The 18,168-nt window shown below is 58.9% G+C and carries 15 protein-coding genes and 1 tRNA gene; 9 read left to right on the top strand and 7 right to left on the bottom strand.

Annotated features, from left to right (window positions below; genetic code table 11):
- Positions 1-72 precede the first annotated feature (72 nt).
- The 3 genes from KF841_07415 to KF841_07405 all read right to left on the bottom strand — a co-directional run bounded on the left by KF841_07415 (position 73) and on the right by KF841_07405 (position 1,630).
- A complete protein-coding gene (locus tag KF841_07415) occupies positions 73-879 on the bottom strand; it encodes an undecaprenyl-diphosphate phosphatase (protein MBX3395181.1) in 807 nt (268 codons plus the stop codon).
- Positions 872-1,483 carry a CDP-diacylglycerol--glycerol-3-phosphate 3-phosphatidyltransferase gene (gene pgsA, locus KF841_07410; GenBank protein MBX3395180.1) on the bottom strand — a complete coding sequence of 204 codons (612 nt, stop codon included), beginning with the start codon at positions 1,481-1,483 and terminating at the stop codon, positions 872-874. The genes KF841_07415 and pgsA overlap by 8 nt, the downstream gene beginning before the upstream one ends.
- 64 nt (positions 1,484-1,547) lie before the next feature.
- Positions 1,548-1,630, bottom strand: a tRNA-Tyr gene (locus KF841_07405).
- A gap of 202 nt (positions 1,631-1,832) precedes the next feature.
- Between KF841_07405 and KF841_07400 the strand changes: the two genes are divergently transcribed.
- The 5 genes from KF841_07400 (at position 1,833) to KF841_07380 (ending at position 10,991) form a co-directional block, all read left to right on the top strand.
- Complete coding sequence (locus KF841_07400) at positions 1,833-2,246, top strand: hypothetical protein (GenBank protein ID MBX3395179.1); 414 nt, start codon at positions 1,833-1,835, stop codon at positions 2,244-2,246.
- A gap of 300 nt (positions 2,247-2,546) precedes the next feature.
- On the top strand, positions 2,547-4,154 hold the full coding sequence (locus KF841_07395) for a TolC family protein (GenBank protein ID MBX3395178.1): 1,608 nt from the start codon (positions 2,547-2,549) through the stop codon (positions 4,152-4,154).
- Complete coding sequence (locus KF841_07390) at positions 4,141-6,243, top strand: efflux RND transporter periplasmic adaptor subunit (protein MBX3395177.1); 2,103 nt, start codon at positions 4,141-4,143, stop codon at positions 6,241-6,243. Before KF841_07395 ends, KF841_07390 begins: the two co-directional genes overlap by 14 nt.
- A 17-nt stretch (positions 6,244-6,260) precedes the next feature.
- Positions 6,261-10,016 (top strand): efflux RND transporter permease subunit, encoded by a 3,756-nt coding sequence (locus KF841_07385; protein ID MBX3395176.1) that lies wholly within the window; start codon positions 6,261-6,263, stop codon positions 10,014-10,016.
- A gap of 312 nt (positions 10,017-10,328) precedes the next feature.
- Complete coding sequence (locus KF841_07380) at positions 10,329-10,991, top strand: PEP-CTERM sorting domain-containing protein (GenBank protein ID MBX3395175.1); 663 nt, start codon at positions 10,329-10,331, stop codon at positions 10,989-10,991.
- A gap of 153 nt (positions 10,992-11,144) precedes the next feature.
- On the opposite strand, the gene KF841_07375 is transcribed toward KF841_07380, so the two are convergent.
- Positions 11,145-12,566, bottom strand: coding sequence for a deoxyribodipyrimidine photo-lyase (locus KF841_07375; protein MBX3395174.1), 1,422 nt, complete (start codon positions 12,564-12,566; stop codon positions 11,145-11,147).
- A 341-nt stretch (positions 12,567-12,907) separates the two neighbouring features.
- Here KF841_07375 and KF841_07370 point away from each other — a divergent pair, with 341 nt between their 5' ends.
- From KF841_07370 to KF841_07355, 4 genes are all read left to right on the top strand, one after another.
- A complete protein-coding gene (locus tag KF841_07370; GenBank protein ID MBX3395173.1) occupies positions 12,908-13,423 on the top strand; it encodes an SRPBCC family protein in 516 nt (171 codons plus the stop codon).
- 302 nt (positions 13,424-13,725) lie between these two features.
- On the top strand, positions 13,726-14,178 hold the full coding sequence (rplM, locus tag KF841_07365; protein MBX3395172.1) for a 50S ribosomal protein L13: 453 nt from the start codon (positions 13,726-13,728) through the stop codon (positions 14,176-14,178).
- Between the two features lie 181 nt (positions 14,179-14,359).
- Positions 14,360-14,752, top strand: coding sequence for a 30S ribosomal protein S9 (gene rpsI, locus KF841_07360; GenBank protein MBX3395171.1), 393 nt, complete (start codon positions 14,360-14,362; stop codon positions 14,750-14,752).
- A 103-nt stretch (positions 14,753-14,855) separates the two neighbouring features.
- Positions 14,856-15,653: an alpha/beta hydrolase gene (locus KF841_07355; protein ID MBX3395170.1), complete on the top strand. Its 798-nt coding sequence runs from the start codon at positions 14,856-14,858 to the stop codon at positions 15,651-15,653.
- 11 nt (positions 15,654-15,664) lie between these two features.
- On the opposite strand, the gene purN is transcribed toward KF841_07355, so the two are convergent.
- The 3 genes from purN to KF841_07340 form a co-directional block, all read right to left on the bottom strand.
- A complete protein-coding gene (purN, locus tag KF841_07350; GenBank protein MBX3395169.1) occupies positions 15,665-16,318 on the bottom strand; it encodes a phosphoribosylglycinamide formyltransferase in 654 nt (217 codons plus the stop codon).
- Entirely contained in the window at positions 16,315-17,205 is an 891-nt protein-coding gene (locus tag KF841_07345) for an alpha/beta hydrolase (protein ID MBX3395168.1), read from the bottom strand. Before KF841_07345 ends, purN begins: the two co-directional genes overlap by 4 nt.
- A gap of 116 nt (positions 17,206-17,321) precedes the next feature.
- Entirely contained in the window at positions 17,322-18,143 is an 822-nt protein-coding gene (locus tag KF841_07340; protein ID MBX3395167.1) for a class I SAM-dependent methyltransferase, read from the bottom strand.
- Between the last annotated feature and the right edge of the window lie 25 nt (positions 18,144-18,168).

Below are 18,168 nucleotides of genomic sequence, written 5' to 3'. Positions count from 1 at the left end.
AATCTGGATTTTTTCTGGATTTGGGTCACTGCGACTTGCAGGTTGGAGGGTGCTGCCGGCAGGGGGAGGCGTTCAGCCGCTGATCAGCCACACGGCCAGCACCGCGACTCCAAGCAGGATGCGATAAATCGCAAACGGCTTCAGACTCCGTCGCTGGATATACCGCATGAAACCCGCCACCACGAACCACGCCACGACGAATGAAACGAAGAACCCGACGAGCATCACATATAAATGATTGCCGACGATCGCCTCCGGATGCTTGATGACGCGGAGCAGCCCGGCTCCGAATAGTATCGGGATCGCGAGATAGAAAGAAAACTGCGCCGCCGTGGCGGCCGGAAGCCCGACGATCAAGCCGCCCATGATCGTGGCCATGGATCGGCTGGTGCCGGGGACAATCGCGACGCACTGGGCGAGGCCGACGTACAGCGCCTGGCGAATTGTCATTGTTTCCACGGTCGGCCCCTCTTCCCGGCGGAACCGTGATTCGATGCCCCACATCGCGACGCCTCCGACGATCAGCGCGACCGCCACCGGCGCCTCCCACTCCAAAAGGTTCTCCATGTAGTCATTCAGCAGCACGCCCGCCAGACCGCCGGGAATGACGCCGATGACAATCTTGGTCATCATGTGCGACGTCCAGCCGCGACTCGGCTTTGAAAGCAGCTCGCGAACGAGGGGCCTGGCGAAGTAGATGAGTACGGCAAGGATCGCACCAATTTGAATGAAATACAGGAACGCCTTCCAGGGTGGTGCGTTTTCGTCGATGCCCAGCCAGGGCATGGCAAGCACGAGGTGTCCCGTACTTGACACTGGAACGAACTCGGTCAAGCCCTCGATGATGCCGAGAATTACGGCCTTGAACAGGTCAGTCACGCGACTGCTCCATCAGGGCTTCGCGCGAAGCAAGGACATAGCTGACGGCACTGAGCGCCGTGAAGAGTACCATCGTGTAGATCGCATAGGGGCGGGCCGAGACGAATGCTCCGCAATCGCGCAGGCCGCTCATGCTTTGCAGGATCCAACCCAGACAGATGCTCTGTAGCAGCATTTTGATCTTGCCCCACCAATTCGCGCCGAACGCCTTGCCCTTGGCCTCGCTGAATCCGCGAAGTCCTGAAACGAGCAGCTCGCGTGCCACCACAATCACAACCATCCACGCGGAAAGGCCCGTAACGATGGCACCGGAAGCGTCTCGAAAACCGCTGCCGAGAAGAAGAATGTACGAGCCAAGGACCAGCATCTTGTCGGCGAAGGGGTCGAGAATTCGGCCAAAAGCCGTGACCTGGTTTTGCCGGCGGGCGAGATACCCGTCGAGGATGTCGGACAGCGCCGCGACGATGAACAGCCAGAATGCGGCATGAATCATCCATCGCTGCGATTCGCGCTGGTCCCATGAAAACGAGGCGAGCAGAATGAGGACGATCACCGCCAGGAAGAATCGGCCGACCGTAATCTGGTTGGGGAGATTCATCCTCATGCGAGAATGGGCGTCGCCGCAGAACGCGCGGCGGGGGACACCGGAAATTCGTGTATTTCTTTCATGGGCGCGGCTGGATTCGAACCAGCGTAGGCGTAAGCCAACGGGTTTACAGCCCGTCTCCTTTGGCCACTCGGACACACGCCCGGCCAAGTTCTTATACGTTCGCCGATGGGGGTTAGCCTCTTACATTCGGCGGTGCGTTGGTGCGTTGCATTCCGCACTAAGCAGACTCGAAAGAATACACTGCGGTTGCACGGCGTCAACCCATCGGAAATTGATCGTTCCGGGCCGGGATGGAACCAATCTCAGCCTTTGAATCAGCCCGTCATTTGGGTAATCTAATGGGATGCGAATTCTGATCGCCCATCTCCTGGCTCTTGTGTCGGTCCTGCCGAACACACCCATCTCTCGATCGGCCAAGATGGAGGCGGCCACGGCATGCTGCTGCTGCGCGACGAATGTGTCATGTGCCTGCGGTTGCAAGCCTGCGCCCGGCAGTGCGGACAGCCGGAACCGGCGATCGGATCAGGCGGACCGGCCGGGCGAAACTCGATTCAATGTCTGCACGTGCGATTCGCCGTCCATTCCGCCGCCGGTGAACTCGACGACCTCCGTCCGGATTCTCGATGTCGCCAGTTTCCATGCGTCACTTCGCGCGGTAGTGCCGCCGTCGGCGCTGAGTGATTGCACGGCTCCATGTCAGGGCCAACCGCCGCCTGAGTCGATCGCCTTTCTTCATACCTTTCTCCTGACAATTTGAATGCAATTGCTGCCGTGACCACAACGCGCGCGTCGCGTAGGTCTGCTGAGCGAGCGGTCATGTCCGTCACGGTTGGTCGCGCTCGCGGCATTCGCCGACGCGATTTTCCGATAGCGGCTCCGGCATGAATCGGACCAATGTTTCGAGTGGCTGGTGCGACGTAACCCGCGCCATCTGGTCGGTGCGATGCGCCGGAATAGGCGTGGACTGTCGGATTCGACATAAGTCTGAAGGCGAGCCTTCGCAGGGAAGAGGGCGATTACAGTCGGAGAGATATCTGGCATCGAGGGAGCAACGGAAATGAATTCCAGACTTCGGAATTTCCGGCCGGTGATGACAGGCGTGGTGTGCTTCTGTTCCGCGGCCGGATGTCAGGGTCCAGACACCACGTCGCAATACCAGAAGGCTGCCGAATGGGTCGAATCGCGAACCGGCATTGTGCCGGATTGGGAATCGCCGTGGGATGAGACGGCGAATGGTCTTCGTCAAGTGGTAATGCTCGATCCGGAAACCGTGATCGCGACGGCGTTGCGCAACAATCGTGCGCTGCGCGCGGACCTCGAATTCATCGGGCAGGCCGACGCGGAACTGGTGCAGGCGGGTCTCATGTCGAATCCGGTGTTCAACTTCATGATGATGTTCCCGTCAGGAGGCGGCCGTGTGATGCTCCGCGGCGGCGCGCTGCCGATGCAACCGCTGCAAGATCTCTGGTTGATCCCGGTCCGGAGGAAAGTGGCGTCCGCGGCACTGCAGGAGGCAGTGCTCCGCTCAGCGGATCGCGCGGTCGACACCGTGAAGGCGGCGAAGACGGCATATGTGGAAGTGCAGTATGCCCAGCGGGCGATTGAGTTGATTCGCGAGAATATCGAACTCGTGTCGGAATCTACCAGCATCATTCAGGCGCGCTCGCAGGCCGGGCAGTCCAGTCAGGTCGAGGTGAATCTTTCGCGCATTCGGGAGGAGCGATTGCAGTCCGAGCGCCTCGCGATGCAGACCGAACTTGCGGAGAAGAAGTACCAACTGCTTGCCCTGATGGGGGCGGCCGATGCACCGGTCTCATGGGCGGTGCGACCTCTCCAGGAAATCGCCGATCGCTCGCCACCGCCCCGTGACGAAGTGGAACTTGTGCTGCTGGCATCCGATCAGCGTCTGGACCTGAAGAGCGCGGAGTGGGTGGCGGAAAGCGCGCTGAGCAAGGTCAAGCTCGCGCGGCGGGAGGGATGGCCTGACCTGGCGTTGGGGTTCACCTTCGAACGGTCACCCCGTGGACGGACGCGCGGCGCGAGCCTGCGAGCGCGGGCATCGGATGCTGCGGCGAGCGGCTTTGTCAGAGGTCTGTCGAATGGGATGAACGGCGGTCGAGGAATGCAGCAGATGGGGCCGCCTGTCTCGCAGATCGCGCCGATGCCTCGGCCGACACGCGACGTTACCTACACTCTTGGGCCGATGATCGAATTCGAATTGCCGATCTTCGATTGGGGCCAGGCGCAGACCGCTCGAGCGATTCATGAGTATCGCCAGCGACTGGCGTCTTACGATGACCTGCTTCAGTCAATCGTCAAGGACGTCCGCACGTTGCTTGCTCGGCAGGTCGATGCGTACGGTCAGCTTCGGTTGTTCCGTGATGTCATCATGCCGGAAGTGGAGCGGAATCTGGAACTCGCGCGGGAATCCTATATTTCGGGGCAGACCGATCTGACGATCTATCTGCGAACCCAGGAGGATGCGATCGCCACGCGCCAGAAGATGCTCGAGTTTCTTCGAGATTGCCTCTTGATCGAGGCCGAGCTTGAGCGTGCGGTCGGTGGCGCCATGGGCATTGCACGAATGGATCAGGGGGAGCGTTCAAACGTGGCGGACGGTGGCGATCGTGTTGAAGACAACGAGGTGACAGATGACGGCGAATAACCGAGACGCGGAGCGGCCGCGCTCCTGGCCGATTGGGATGCTTTATTCCGTTCGGCGCAATCAATTGGTGGTGAGCCTCGCGCTCATGATCCTGCTTGCCACGGCTTTCATGGTTGGACGATGTTCGTCAACGGACGGCGCGAGTCACGCTGGGGGCGAGGCTGTCGCAGATGGATCGAAGCCAACGATCTGGACCTGTTCGATGCATCCGAACGTTCGCCTTCCGCAGTTCGGTCAGTGTCCGATCTGCTTCATGGATCTGGTGCCGGTCACGTCCGACGATGGCGATGCATCTGCCGCTCGCATGTCGCTTTCGGAACGGGCGCGGGTTCTGGCACGCGTGGAAACGACCGCCGCGGAAGCGCGGGAACTGACGCACGAGATTCGCCTGGTGGGCAAGGTGGCGCTCGATGAAACTCGCGCGACCTATCTCAGCAGTTATGTAGCGGGGCGAATCGATCGGTTGTTCGTCGATTACACCGGCATACTGGTTCGCAAGGGCGACCATCTCGCCGAATTGTACAGTCCGGAACTGTTGGTCGCGCAGCGGGAATACCTGCTGGCGCTTGCCCGGGTCAGACAGGCCGGCGGCCGGGATCGCATGTCGCCGGCGGGCGGAGCGGACGAGTTGCCTGCCGGGCCGCGTCCCGCGGACACGGTGCTTGAGGCCGCCCGTCGAAAGCTGGAATTGTGGGGCATTCCCAGCGATGAAATTCAGCGACTGGAACGCGATGGCAAGGCCTCCGATCACATGCGGATCGATGCGCCGGTGACCGGCTGGGTGCTGGAGAAGCTCGGATATCAGGGGATGTATGTCGAGACGGGAACGCGACTCTTCACAGTGGTTGATGTGACGCGCGTGTGGGTGATGCTGGACGCATACGAATCCGACGTGCAATACCTGCGGCATGGACAGATGGTCGAATTCGAAGCAGAGGCATTCGCGGGACGATCCATGAAAGAGCCGATTTCCTTCATCGATCCGGTGTTAACCGATTCGACTCGGACGGTCAGGGTGCGTGTGAACGTGTCGAATGACGATATGTCGTTGCGCCCGGGGATGTTCGTGCGGGCCAAGGTGCATGTGGAGCTGGGGGAAGGCGGGAATGTGCTTGGAAACGAACTGGCCGGCAAATATGTCTGTCCCATGCATTTGGAGGTTGTCCGAGACGGGCCGGGCAAGTGCGACCAGTGCGGAATGGCGCTGGTGCTGGCGGAGTCGCTGGGATATGCCGCGTCACAGGCCGGGTCGGTGAAGGTGCTTTCAATCCCGGTGACGAGCGTGCTGCATACCGGCGAGCGTGCCGTTGTCTATGTCGAGCACGATACGGAAGACGGGCCGATCTTCGAGGGGCGCGAGGTCCAGCTCGGGATGCGGGCGGGTGACTGGTATCTGGTATTGGCCGGGCTGAACGAGGGCGAACGTGTGGTCACGCGCGGCGCGCTCCAGATTGATTCGGCGATGCAGATTCATGCGAAGCCGAGCATGATGCAGGCTGGGAACCGGTCCAGCGGCGGCGATTCAATGGGACGAGGTGCCTCGACAACGGCACTATCGAAGGCGGTTGTTTCGCGCGCAGTGGCTGGTGCGGCCTATCATGCCGTCGCCGCCCCGGTGATTGATGGATATCTCGAACTTGTGAAGTCGCTCGCCGCAGACGATGTGGCGAGGGCGAGAGCGGCGCTCTCGGCGATCAGCGGATCAGCCGAAAAAGCCTGGAAATCCGTTGGAACGGATAATGAATCGACAGGGGCACTCGGATTGCCTCCTGCCGATGCGGCACGTTTTTCTGAGCTGATGAAGGCAATTGGCGAGGCCGCGACACTTGATGCCGATTCGGGAATCGCGGCAATTCGGGAGCGATTGCCCCAAGTCAATGAGCCGATCGAATTGTATCTCCGCACGTTCGGTCATTCACGGGCGACGCCGATCTACCGGGCCTTCTGTCCCATGGCGTTCGACGACAAGGGCGCGCAGTGGTTTCAGGCTGACACGACCATTAACAACGCATACTTCGGGTCGCGGATGCTCCGCTGCGGCGTCATTCAGGGCGAGATCGGGGGAGACGGAAGGGAGAAGCGGCAGTGACAAACGAATCGCCGAACATGCCGCGCTCGATGGGCCTTGTTGATCGGGTTATTCACTATTGCCTGCATAACAAGCTGGTCGTGCTGCTGTTGCTCGCGTTCACGCTGTTCTGGGGCTGGAGGGTGATGCCGTTCAATGTCACCAGTGAGATCGTTCCGCGCGATCCGATTCCCGTCGACGCATTTCCCGATCTGGGCGAGAACCAGCAGGTGATCTTCACGGACTGGCCCGGCCGGTCTCCGGAGGACGTGGAGGATCAGATCACATATCCGTTGACGACGACGCTTCAGGGCACGGCGGGTTTCAAGTCGATTCGCGCGTTCTCGATGTTCGGGTTTTCAGTTGTATATGTCATTTTTGACGATCAGCATGACTTCTACTGGTGCCGTTCCCGTGTTCTCGAGAAGTTGAACGTGGCTCAGCAGCGATTACCGGCCGGCGTGACGCCTTCGCTGGGACCGGATGCAACCGGATTGGGACAGGTTTTCTGGTATACCTTGGAGGGGTCTCGAGGCGGTTTTGACCTGATGGAACTGAGGAGCCTTCAGGACTGGACGGTTCGCTACGCGCTTCAGGGTGTTCCCGGTGTCAGCGAGGTCGCAAGCGTCGGCGGCTATGTCCGCGAATATCAGATTGATGTGGATCCCGACGCGATGAGGGCGCACAGCGTTCGGCTTCAGGAAGTGTTTGAATCGGTTGCGCAGGCAAATATCGACGTGGGAGCGGGTACGATCGAATGGAACGGCGTCGAGTATGTCGTCCGCGGCAAGGGTTTCATCAAGAGCACCAGGGATGTCGAAGAGATCGTGATCAGGCAGACCGCCGGTGTGCCGATATATGTCAGCAATGTGGCACGTGTGCAGATCGGCCCGGCCCTTCGTCGCGGAGTCCTGGATAAGGAGGGCGTCGAGGCTGTGGGCGGCGTCGTGCTCGTGCGTTACGGCGCCAATCCGCTCAAGGTTATTGAGAGCGTGAAGCGTCGAATCGCCGAACTGGAACAGAGCGGCGCTTTGCCGACCCGGACGCTTCCAGACGGAACAACAAGCACCGTGAAGATCGTGCCGTTCTACGATCGCACTGATCTGATCAACGAAACGCTGGGTACGCTCCGTGACGCGCTCTGGGAGGAACTGCTCGTCACCGTTTTTGTTGTCATGCTGTTCCTGCGCGATCTGCGAAGCTGCACCGTCATCGGGCTGGGGCTGCCGCTTACCGTTGCCATGTGCTTCATTCTAATGAAGGCATTCGGTGTCGATTCGAATCTCATGAGCCTGGGTGGCATTGCCATTGCAATCGGCACCATGAACGACATGGGAATCATTCTCTCCGAGAATATTGTGCGTCATCTCGAGGAGAAGGGAGGTCGTATTCCAATACGGGACATTGTCTACGAGGCGACGAGCGAGATCGGATCGGCCATCACGACTGCGATCCTGATGACCATCATTGCATTCCTTCCTGTCTTCGCCCTGGAAGGACCGGAAGGCAAGCTGTTTCAGCCTCTGGCCTATACGAAGACCTTTGCCCTTCTTGGCTCGTTACTTGTCGCGATCTTCATTCTGCCGACCATGGCGCAGCTGATATTCACGCCGCTGGGAGGCGGGCGTGGACCGGGACGATGGATGTTGCCGAGTCTGTTTGTGGTCGGCGGCATCACAATGATGACTCTGGGATGGCACTGGGCGGGTATGGCCGTCGCCGCCTATGGCGCCTATTCAATCATCGATTCAATCGCGTCGCGCTCGGCGATGAAATGGGTGCGCTCTGTCGGTGGCCTGCTGGTCATTGGCGGTGTGCTTGTTTTGCTGACGGAACACTGGCAGCCGCTCGGGCCGGGGGCGGGCATGTTCCGTAATCTGGTGGTCGTGCTCGGCATCAACGTAGCGTGGTCGAGTGTGCGGGTGGTTTTCGTGGATTTGTATCCATACTTTCTGCGGCTGTTCCTCGATCATAAAGCGGCGTTCCTCTGCGTGCCCGCGACGATTGTGATCTTCGGACTGGTCGTCTGGCTCGGATTCGGACGGGTGTTTTCGTGGATGCCGCGACCCGGCACGGAGGCGGCAGGCCGGCAGCGATCGTTGTATTCAAAGTTCTGGGTGTCCGGGGTTCATGAGTTCCCCGGACTTGGTCGAGAATTCATGCCGCCTCTCGACGAGGGTTCTTTCCTGTACATGCCGACGCTCATGCCGCATGCCGGGGTCGGTGCAACGATCGACGCCGTGTCCGCACAAGACAAGGCCATTCGCATGATCCCTGAAGTCGAAAGCGTCGTCGGAAAGATCGGACGCGCCGAGACGGCTATCGATCCCGCCCCGATTTCGATGATCGAGACGATCGTCCTTTATAAGTCGGAATACAAACTCGATCCGATCACCGGCGAAATGATCATCGGCGAAAACGGCAAACCAATTCGCCAATGGCGCGACCACATCAGGTCGCCGGATGACATCTGGAAAGAGATTCAGGACGCCGCTGATTTTCCCGGTGTCACTGGTGCGCCGAAATTGCAGCCCATCGCGGCGAGGCTGGTGATGCTTCAGTCCGGCATGCGGGCTCCGATGGGCGTCAAGGTCTTTGGGCACACGCTTGAAGCCATCGAGCAAGCGGGTTACGAAATCGCGGAAATCATCAAGACCGTGCCGGGTGTTTCGCCCGCAACCGTCATTCCCGATCGAGTCGTCGGTAAGCCGTTTCTAGAGATCGAGATCGATCGCGAAAGGGCGGCGCGGTATGGCGTCAGAATCAGGGACGCGCAGGATGTCATCGAGATTGCACTCGGCGGCATGACCGCCACAACCACGGTGGAAGGCCGCGAGCGCTACCCCGTGCGCGTGCGCTACGAACGTGAGATTCGGGACAACATCGAGGCGATGGGGCGGGTGCTCGTTCCCGGAGCCGATGGCTCGCAGGTGCCATTGTCTCAACTCGCCGAAATTCAGTACGTCCGCGGGCCGCAGGAGATCAAGAGCGAAGACGGCTTCCTTGTGTCCTATGTGCTGTTCGACAAGTTGCCCGGCTATGCCGAGGTGGATGTCGTCGAGGCCTGTGATCGCACTCTGAAGGAGCGGATCATGGCTTCGGTCGATGACGATCTGCCGCGACTCATCATGCCCGAAGGCGTGCACTATCGCTTTTCGGGGACATACGAAAACCAGGTGCGCTTCCAGAAGAAACTGAGCGTCATTCTGCCGATCAGTCTCGGACTGCTCTTTATCCTTCTATACTTTGAATTTCGCTCGGTGCTTGTCTCGATGATCGTCTTCACTGGAATTCCTGTCGCCTGGGCGGGCGGATTCATCGGACTCTGGCTTGTCGCCCAACCGTGGTTTTGCAATTTCGAGGTCTTCGAAACCAACGTTCGAGACCTGCTGCATTTCGGAACATACAACCTCAGCGCGGCCGTCTGGGTCGGGTTCATCGCGCTGTTCAGCGTGACGACGGATGACGGCGTCGTGCTCGCGACCTATCTCGGTCAGGCGTTTCAGCGAACCCCCGTACGCGGGATCGCCGACATCCGCGCCAATATCATCTCTGCCGGCAATCGACGAGTGCGACCCTGTCTGATGACCTCGGCCACGACCGTGCTTTCACTCATGCCGATCCTCACCAGCGACGGCCGTGGCGCGGACATGATGATTCCGATCGCGCTGCCGGCAGTCGGCGGTTTGTCGATCGAACTCCTGTCGCTCTTCGTATTGCCCGTCTGCTACTGCTGGTACAAGGAAATCCTTTGGCGGCTCGGCAAACGCGAAGGACATTTCGTGACGGAATAGACGTCGGCCCCCTTCGGGCGCGGACAAAGCGACCGGCCGCGAGATGCCCGCGGACACCACCCGAAGCGTGCCGAATGCTCCGGCGCGGCACGGCGAACGCGCTCTGGTTTTCTAGATGCCAGGAATTCGTAAAATCCATTGCGGAAAAAAATCGCCGTGTATATGCTATGGGATCAGTGTAGTTCGGGATGGGGTTGTTCTCAGTTTATCTGATTAAGAGCTTGCAAGCGGCGGTTCCGATGCCAGTCGGACTCTGGCCGGTTTCTGCCCGCAACAAGCCTCGTCCTCCGAAAGGGTGGGAAGATGTCGAGCGTGGGAAAGTTCATAACTTCGTCAATCGTTGTGGCGGCCATGGCCGTTCAAGCGCAGGCGACTTTGGTCACCTTCACCGGTGGAACCGTCACGCGACTGGATTCATCAACGGAGACCACCAACAACACGGTGGTTTGGGATAATGTCGACTATTACGAAGAGGGAGGCTACCGGTTTGATTTCCTGCCCAATTCGGCCGGGGGATTCTCGACGAACGTTGGCAACTACTACGGTGTCGGAAACGACGTGATTCATGCACACTGGGCCACTGGGAATTTCGGAACCGTGACCTCCATGGAGATTACCCAGATTCTTCCCGGTACGTTCGATCTCAACTACTTCACTTTGACATCAAACACGGACCTGGGCGGAGGGCCGGCGAGCGGGAATGAGTTGGCGTATGTCCAGGGATTCGTGGGAAACGTGCCCACGGGAGCTCCCGTGCTGCTTCCATCGGAGGATTGGGGTTTTCCCGCGACGCAGGTTGCGCTCGGAAGCGCCTTCGATGCCGTCGACCGCGTTGTCTTCACCGTGATGAACAATGTCGATTGTTTCGGCATGGATGATTTCTACATCAATGAAGTGCCTGAACCGGCAAGCCTCGGATTGATGGCGATCGGATTCGGGGGACTCGTCATGCGACGACGACGCCTTCCGTCATAAGCCTCTCGACTGTATCAAACACGCGTAATTTGGCAGCATGGCGACCGCACAACCAACTGTGCGGTCGCTTTTTTATGGCCGAACATTCGCCATGGCCCGATTGGTGAGCACGGAGTAAGACCACGACACGTCAACGCAAACGCTCATCCAAACCTATGTCGATCGGCTTCGCGCGACCCGAAACATCTCCACGGCCGCACGCCGCGATTCGTCGTGATCTACAATCGGCTCCGGGTAGTCGCGGCCAATCACACACTTGAACTGCGCTTGCGAGATCGGCGGTGTTTTCCATGGCTCATGAATCGCGTGATTCGGGTAGTGCCGCAACTCCGGCACGAACCGGCGGATATAGACGCCGGCCGGGTCGAATCGCTCCGATTGAAGAACGGGGTTGAATACGCGAAAGTACGGCTGCGCGTCCGTGCCGATGCTCGCGCTCCATTGCCATCCGCCGAGATTCTGTGACAGATCGTAGTCAAGCAGTTTCCGAGCGAAATAGCGTTCGCCCCAGCACCAATCAATGAGCAGGTCTTTTGTAAGGAATGATGCAACGATCATCCGCGCGCGATTGTGCATGTAGCCCGTCGCATTCAATTCGCGCATCGCAGCGTCGACAATCGGATAGCCCGTTCTTCCTTCGCACCATGCGCCGAATTGCTCGCGATCCCGTCTCCAGGGAAGATCGTCAAGATCGGTCTGAAACGCATGCGACTGAGTGTGCGGAAAGAAGTGCAGGATCATGTTGTAAAATTCGCGCCATATCAGTTCGTCAACCCAGGTCGCCGCACCCGCGGACGAGCGTTTGATCGCCTCGCGGACCAGTTCACGAATGCTGATCGTTCCGAAACGCAGATGCACTGACAGTCGCGAAACGCCATCGGCGGCCGGGAAGTCGCGGAGGTCGCGATAGTGATCGATTCGTTGCAGGAATTCCTCAAACATCGCGCGGGCCGCGCACATTCCGCCGGCAACTGTGAGATCGGACTTGGAAAACCCAAGATCGCCGAGAGTCCATGCGTGGGACCACGCCGGCAAAGGTTTGGCGAACTTCCCGTTCTTCAGGGAACAATCCCGTTCGGCGATGTGCTCGTCGCGAAGAGCCGAACGCCACGCCTTCTTGTAGGGTGTATAGACCCTGAATGGCAGACCGGACTGGTTGATAATCTCGTTCCGCTCAAACACGACATGGTCCTTGTAGGTGAGCAACTCTCGGCCGTCGCGCTGAAGCGCCATGCCCACCGCCTGGTCGCGGGAGATTCGGCGTGGCTCATAATCATGGTTCGCATAGACGCGATCCGCGTTGAGTGTCCGTGCAAGTGTCGGAATGTCCTCGGAAGCGCGAGCGTATCGAACGATCAGACTGGAACCGAGTTTGCTCAATTCGGTGTCCAGTTCCGAAACACACTGATGGATGAAATCGACGCGACGGTCCGACTTGTCTTCGATGCGGTCCAGGATTTCGCGGTCGAAACAGAAAACGCAATAGACTTTTTCGCACGCTGCGAGGGCGTGATGCAATGCCGTGTTGTCGCGCAACCGCAGATCGCGGCGGAACCACATTAAGCCGGTTGACATGATTTACGGAGCTCTCGTCAGGGTTCTCTCAATTTTCGATTTCGGTGAATCATAGTCGGCACGGGGCCTGACGGGGACGAATGCGTCGGTTCGCCGGAATTCCGGAGAAGGCAATGAGCTGATTGCGGCTCTGCCCATTCGATTTCTGTGTTTTCGACCGAATTGAGAGGCTGTTTCAATCCGCCGTCGCGCCCGCGGCGCGCTATCATCTCCGGCACCGGCAATAGGCCGCTTTCTCCAATGGTGAGATGGAGAATCAGATAGTGTCGAAGCCGGATTGAAACGTGGGTCCCGCTGATAGGGAGTTCAAATTGATGGTAGCTCGACCTGTAAGATGCGACATGCCGTATCAGAAATCGCCGACGCTGATCAGCGTGTCGGACGAGGTCACGATCAGAAACGCCGCCGACCCGGTCGGCGCTTTTGTACTGGATGCCGAGCTTCACGTACCCCAAGCGATCGATCGGGTTTTTGACTTCTTCGGCGACGCTTTTAATCTCGAGCAGATCACACCGCCGTTTCTGCGATTCGAAGTGCTGACTCCGCGACCTATCCCAATGGCTGAGGGAACGTTGATCGATTACCGCTTGAAGGTTCGCGGCCTTCCCATGCGGTGGCGTTCGGAAATCACGGCATGGGAACCCCCGTTCCGATTTGTGGACGAACAGCGCAAGGGGCCGTACCGCCTGTGGCGCCATGAGCACACGTTTCAGGCGGCCGAGGGTGGAACCATCGTTCGCGATCGGGTGACCTATCGGGTGCCGGGCGGCCGATTGGTAAACCAACTCTTCGTGGCCCCGGACCTTCGGCGGATTTTTCAATACCGCCGGGATGCGTTAAGACGGGTTTTGACGTGAGTTTAGGCAGGGTCGGCGGTTGATTTGGCGCCGGGAGTTCACCGGGGGTTGCATATCAGTCCGGACAGGGAGATGGGGAGGGCGTTGATCCACCCGCGGGGCGCTCTGGACGGGATCAGGGACTGGTCGCCTTGGGCGTGCGGACGGGAACGGGCCGTCCCGGATAAACAATGCAGGGGTGACGGGGACGGTTCCATCTGCCTTGGGCAGGGTGCGGGCGGGCCTTGACGCAGGGATGCAGCCGGCTATACTGCGGGATTCTGGTAAGTGTTTGCGAACCGTGGATTAGCTGGAAGTTGAACATGTCCTTTGTCACGCAGAAGTGCTATCTCGCGAAGCCCAACGAAGTTGAGAGAAAATGGTACTCCGTCGACGCCGACGGAAAGGTGCTCGGTCGCCTCGCGGCGCGCATCGCCGTCGTCTTGATGGGCAAGCACAAGCCGACCTATACCGCCCATGTCGATACGGGCGATTTTGTGGTGGTCACCAACGCGGAGAAGATCCGCGTGACCGGCCGCAAGGACGAGGAGTACAAGTATGTGAACTATACATACTACTCCGACGGTCTGAACGTCACGCCGTACAAGAGCATGATGGCGAAGCATCCCGAGAGGATTCTGTGGTGGGCTGTGCGACGCATGTTGCCCAAGAATGCGATGGGGCGTCGGCTGCTCACGAAGTTGAAGGTATATGCCGGTCCGGAGCATCCGCATGCCGCACAGAAGTGCGAACCGCTGGTGTATGACGGCGAATAACAGGTAATCGACTCACGCGCGGGGTGGGCCGATGCTCTCTGCTTGGCCAGTCACGAAAGCGGAGTCTCGGATAAATAGATCCTTGCAGGAGTTTCACGAAGTGTCTGACCAAGCGACGGGAATGAATGTGACGGGCGGCGAAAGCGCGACGGCCGTGGCGGAAAAGCCGGCCGCTGGCGTCATGAAGAACGGCTATTTCTGGGGCACCGGTCGCCGCAAGACGGCGGTGGCCCGCGTTCGGATCCGACCGGGCGATGGCAAGTTTGTGATCAATGACAAGCCGATTGAAGGCTTCTTCTTCTCTGTTCGCGATCGTGCGGACATCGTCGCACCGCTGAAGGCGACGAAGACATTCGGCAAGTACGACGTATTCGCCAATGTGCACGGCGGCGGCGGAACTGGTCAGGCCGGCGCGGTGATGCTTGGTGTTGCCCGAGCGCTCCTGAAGGTCAATCCGGAATTTGTCGCTTCGCTGCGGGACGGCCGATTTCTCACTCGCGACCCGCGCGAAGTCGAACGCAAGAAGCCGGGACGCCCGGGCGCCCGCAAGCGCTTCCAGTTTTCCAAGCGCTGATTGTCTGCAGTGTATGTTGCGGCAGCACCTTCGTACATCGATCACAGCCCGATGCATTCATGCGTCGGGCTGTTTTCTTTTATTTGCGATGGGAATTACCGCCATGTGGGGCTGTGACCGTCTCTTTTATTATCCCGATGCCAGAATTCGCGGCACACCGGCCGATCACGATCTTGCATACGAAGATGTCTTCTTCGATGCGGCGGACGGCGTTCGGCTCCACGGATGGTTTCTACCCGCTCGTGGTGGCCCCGCGCGAGGCACCGTCGTGCATCTTCACGGAAACGCCGCCAACATCACCGGTCATTTCGAATTCATGCGATGGCTGCCCGACGCCGGATATCATCTGCTCGTATTTGACTATCGCGGCTATGGCCGAAGCAGCGGTACCGTCACGCGGAATGGGACCGTGTTTGATGCCGAGGCGGCGATCGATTATGCGGTTTCTCGCCCGGAAGTGAATTCGGAACGACTTTTTCTGATGGGTCAGTCGCTCGGTGGCGCCGTGGCCATCGTGACCGCGGCTCGTCACCCGGGCCGCGTACGCGGACTTGTTGTGGACGGTGCATTCACGCGCTATCGAGATATCGCCAGGCATCACGTACTGGCCCACCCGCTGACGCTGGTTGTCGGCTGGTGGTATCCACTGGTGCTCAGCGGCGAGCACGATCCGCTCGATGATGTCGCCGCCATTGCACCGACGCCGATCTTCATCATGCATGGGGCGGCGGACCGCGTCGTACCGGCGCGCATGGCGCGGGAGCTGTTCGAGGCGGCCGCCGAGCCGAAGCAATTGTGGATCGCCGAAGGCATGGACCACTACCAGGTGTGGCTGGACCGCTTCGAGGAGGCGCGCGGTCGAGTCCTGCGTTTCTTTGAAGAGGCTTTGGCCGGTGATTAGGTCCGAAGCCGCTAGGTCGGGTCGCGGCGCTGACGCGGACGCGGCACCTTTCCGTCCCGGATGTCAGCGATCACTCGCGGCAGAAGTTCATGCTCCAGTTTACACACCCTTGAAGCGAGCGTTTCCGGCGTATCGTCGGGCGAGACGGCGCAACGCGTCTGGGCGATGATTTCGCCGGCGTCATATTCATTGTTCACCCAATGGACCGTGCAGCCGGATTCGGATTCGTGGGCGGACAGGACCGCTTCATGAACCGCCCGGCCATAAAATCCTTTGCCGCCAAATTTTGGCAGCAGGGACGGATGAATATTGATTACCTTCCCCAGCCAGCGCCCCGGCACCATCCAATAGCACAACCAGCCGGCCTGCACAACCAGATCGACGTCATACACGTCCAACGTCAAGGTCAGATGATTGGAAAACGTGGCAATATCTGGGTGGTCCTTCACCCGAATGACATCGACCGGCAGGTCCGCCGTCTCCGCGCGGGCCACGCCTTCGACATCTGAGCGCGATGAAACCACAACCGGTATTTCAACGCCGGCAAGCCTTCCGTCGCGGATACGATCAATCAGGTTCTGCAGGCCCGTGCCGCTGCCGGAAATCAACACGGCGATCCGAAAGGGACCGCGCCGCAAATCGTTTCTTCGCTGACGACGGCTCATGGGATAATGCCGTTCTTTTGGAGAAATTTCTCAATCTCGCGAGGGTAGCGGTCCAGGTTCGCGTCGCCCGGGAAATCGTTGTGCATGCAGTCGTACTCGATGTACGTGACGTCTCTGCCAATCCTCTGAAGCTCTCGGCCGTGCCAGACCGGAACAATATTATCCCGTGTGCCGTGATGAATCAGAATTGGAATATCAAACATGGGAAGTACTTGGTCAGTGTCAAAAGGACTGCGCAAAAGAAAAGCCGGTGCCAGATAGCGTCTTGCGAATGGACGAAGGCTGGTAAACGTCGAGCCGAGGATCAACGCACGAGGCTTTAAGCGAGCGGCAGTCTGAACCGCGACACCGCCTCCCAGCGAACGTCCGTGATAAACAACCCGCTTCGGATCAACTTCCGGACGCTTGAGTGCCTCATTCACGAAAAAGACTGCATCGTCGACGATGGCCGCCTCGCTGGGCTGACCGGCCGACCGTCCGTAGCCGCGATACTCCGGCAGCAGGACGGAGCATCCTATCGCTCGGTAAAGCTCGATCGCAAATCTTTGGCTATCAATGATTTCAGCGTTGCCATGAAAATAAACCACGAGTGGCGAGGCGATTCCTTTTCTCGCGGCAGGGCATGGAACAAACCAGGCTACGACCTGATCGCCGTCGCCAAGGTCGCGATTGAGCACCACCGTGGAGTTGTCATACTTCTCTTCGACGCTCGGCTCAGGCGATGCGAAATCCGGGAAAACCAGCCATCGCTGACCCACGATGAGCAGAAGGCACCAGCATAAATAAAGAACCGCGAGTCGTTTTGCGAACTTGATCACGCGCTGGCGCCTTGTTGGCTTGGACGCTTGTGCCGCGCCCTCGGCGAATTTCACGTCTGCGTCACCCATGAAATCATTATGGGTGGCGATTGCAGCGTGTGCAACACGATCGCATTCCCGCTCACGCGCCGATGATACATCGCGGGCTATCGTCGGCGCCCTGAGTCATCATGTCGAACGCATCTTCACGGATAACCGAGCACATAGGCCGTCCATGCCGCGCAGTTCTGAGTCTTAATCGTCTTGCGGAAAACTCCGTCCCCTTCTCCGTTCTCCAATGTACCTTCCCAGTAGACTTCAGTCTCACGAAAACCCGCGCTGAGCATGGCATCACGTATTCCGCCGAGCGTCCACAATCGCCAATCGTAGGTAAATGCCTTGCGCAACTTCGTGCCGTCGGGAAATTCGAAATGAATATGGCACAGCGTATCATCGGTAATCGGATCATAGAGTGCCTGATCCCATACATAGGTGAAGCCGCCGCACTTTCGCCTTTCCTGCATCGGCTTCTGTGCGTCGAAACCGCCATAAGCATCAGTGACAAACAGCCCGTTTCTGTGGAGCGACTTTCGAACTCTTGAGAAATAGGAAACGAGTTCGTCGCGCTTTTTGAAGATGAAGTAGCTGAAATTGAACGCGCCGATGACATGCATCTTCGGATCGACCACATCCAGCACATTCCGGTTGAGCAGATGGACGCGCTCCCGCTGTCCGGGTTTCAGCCTGACCAGATTGTTCCTGCGACCCCAGTCGATCGTGTCGCTGCACAGATCGATGCCCCATGCGTGGTTGCCCGATCCACGCTTGACCCAGTCACAACTGATCAGAAAGGTTCCGCAGAAGTCTTCCCGGAAATGCGTTGGTTCCACGCCGTATCGTTTCTTGTAAACGCGCCTACAAAACGAAACCTCTGCCTCGGGCGATTGCACTGAATTTTGGTAGAGTATCTGCTTATCAGCCGTTCGAGCAGTGTACTGTGGTCTGGGGGTTTTTTTCGATTTGGGCATTCCGCGCTCTCGTGGGGGTTGAAGG

Source organism: Phycisphaerae bacterium (assembly GCA_019636475.1).
Taxonomy (GTDB): domain Bacteria; phylum Planctomycetota; class Phycisphaerae; order UBA1845; family UTPLA1; genus JADJRI01.
The sequence above is the reverse complement of the archived record's forward strand: the minus strand, read 5'-3'. Positions and strand labels throughout refer to the sequence as shown.

Excerpts from the sequence above, each read along its gene's own strand:
- pgsA (MBX3395180.1), bottom strand. The coding sequence starts at position 1,483 with ATGAGGATGAATCTCCCCAACCAGATTACGGTCGGCCGATTCTTCCTG.
- KF841_07400 (MBX3395179.1), top strand. The coding sequence starts at position 1,833 with ATGCGAATTCTGATCGCCCATCTCCTGGCTCTTGTGTCGGTCCTGCCG.
- KF841_07395 (MBX3395178.1), top strand. The coding sequence starts at position 2,547 with ATGAATTCCAGACTTCGGAATTTCCGGCCGGTGATGACAGGCGTGGTG.
- KF841_07390 (MBX3395177.1), top strand. The coding sequence starts at position 4,141 with ATGACGGCGAATAACCGAGACGCGGAGCGGCCGCGCTCCTGGCCGATT.
- KF841_07385 (MBX3395176.1), top strand. The coding sequence starts at position 6,261 with ATGCCGCGCTCGATGGGCCTTGTTGATCGGGTTATTCACTATTGCCTG.
- KF841_07375 (MBX3395174.1), bottom strand. The coding sequence starts at position 12,566 with ATGTCAACCGGCTTAATGTGGTTCCGCCGCGATCTGCGGTTGCGCGAC.
- KF841_07370 (MBX3395173.1), top strand. The coding sequence starts at position 12,908 with ATGCCGTATCAGAAATCGCCGACGCTGATCAGCGTGTCGGACGAGGTC.
- rplM (MBX3395172.1), top strand. The coding sequence starts at position 13,726 with ATGTCCTTTGTCACGCAGAAGTGCTATCTCGCGAAGCCCAACGAAGTT.
- rpsI (MBX3395171.1), top strand. The coding sequence starts at position 14,360 with ATGAAGAACGGCTATTTCTGGGGCACCGGTCGCCGCAAGACGGCGGTG.
- KF841_07355 (MBX3395170.1), top strand. The coding sequence starts at position 14,856 with ATGTGGGGCTGTGACCGTCTCTTTTATTATCCCGATGCCAGAATTCGC.
- purN (MBX3395169.1), bottom strand. The coding sequence starts at position 16,318 with ATGAGCCGTCGTCAGCGAAGAAACGATTTGCGGCGCGGTCCCTTTCGG.
- KF841_07345 (MBX3395168.1), bottom strand. The coding sequence starts at position 17,205 with ATGGGTGACGCAGACGTGAAATTCGCCGAGGGCGCGGCACAAGCGTCC.
- KF841_07340 (MBX3395167.1), bottom strand. The coding sequence starts at position 18,143 with ATGCCCAAATCGAAAAAAACCCCCAGACCACAGTACACTGCTCGAACG.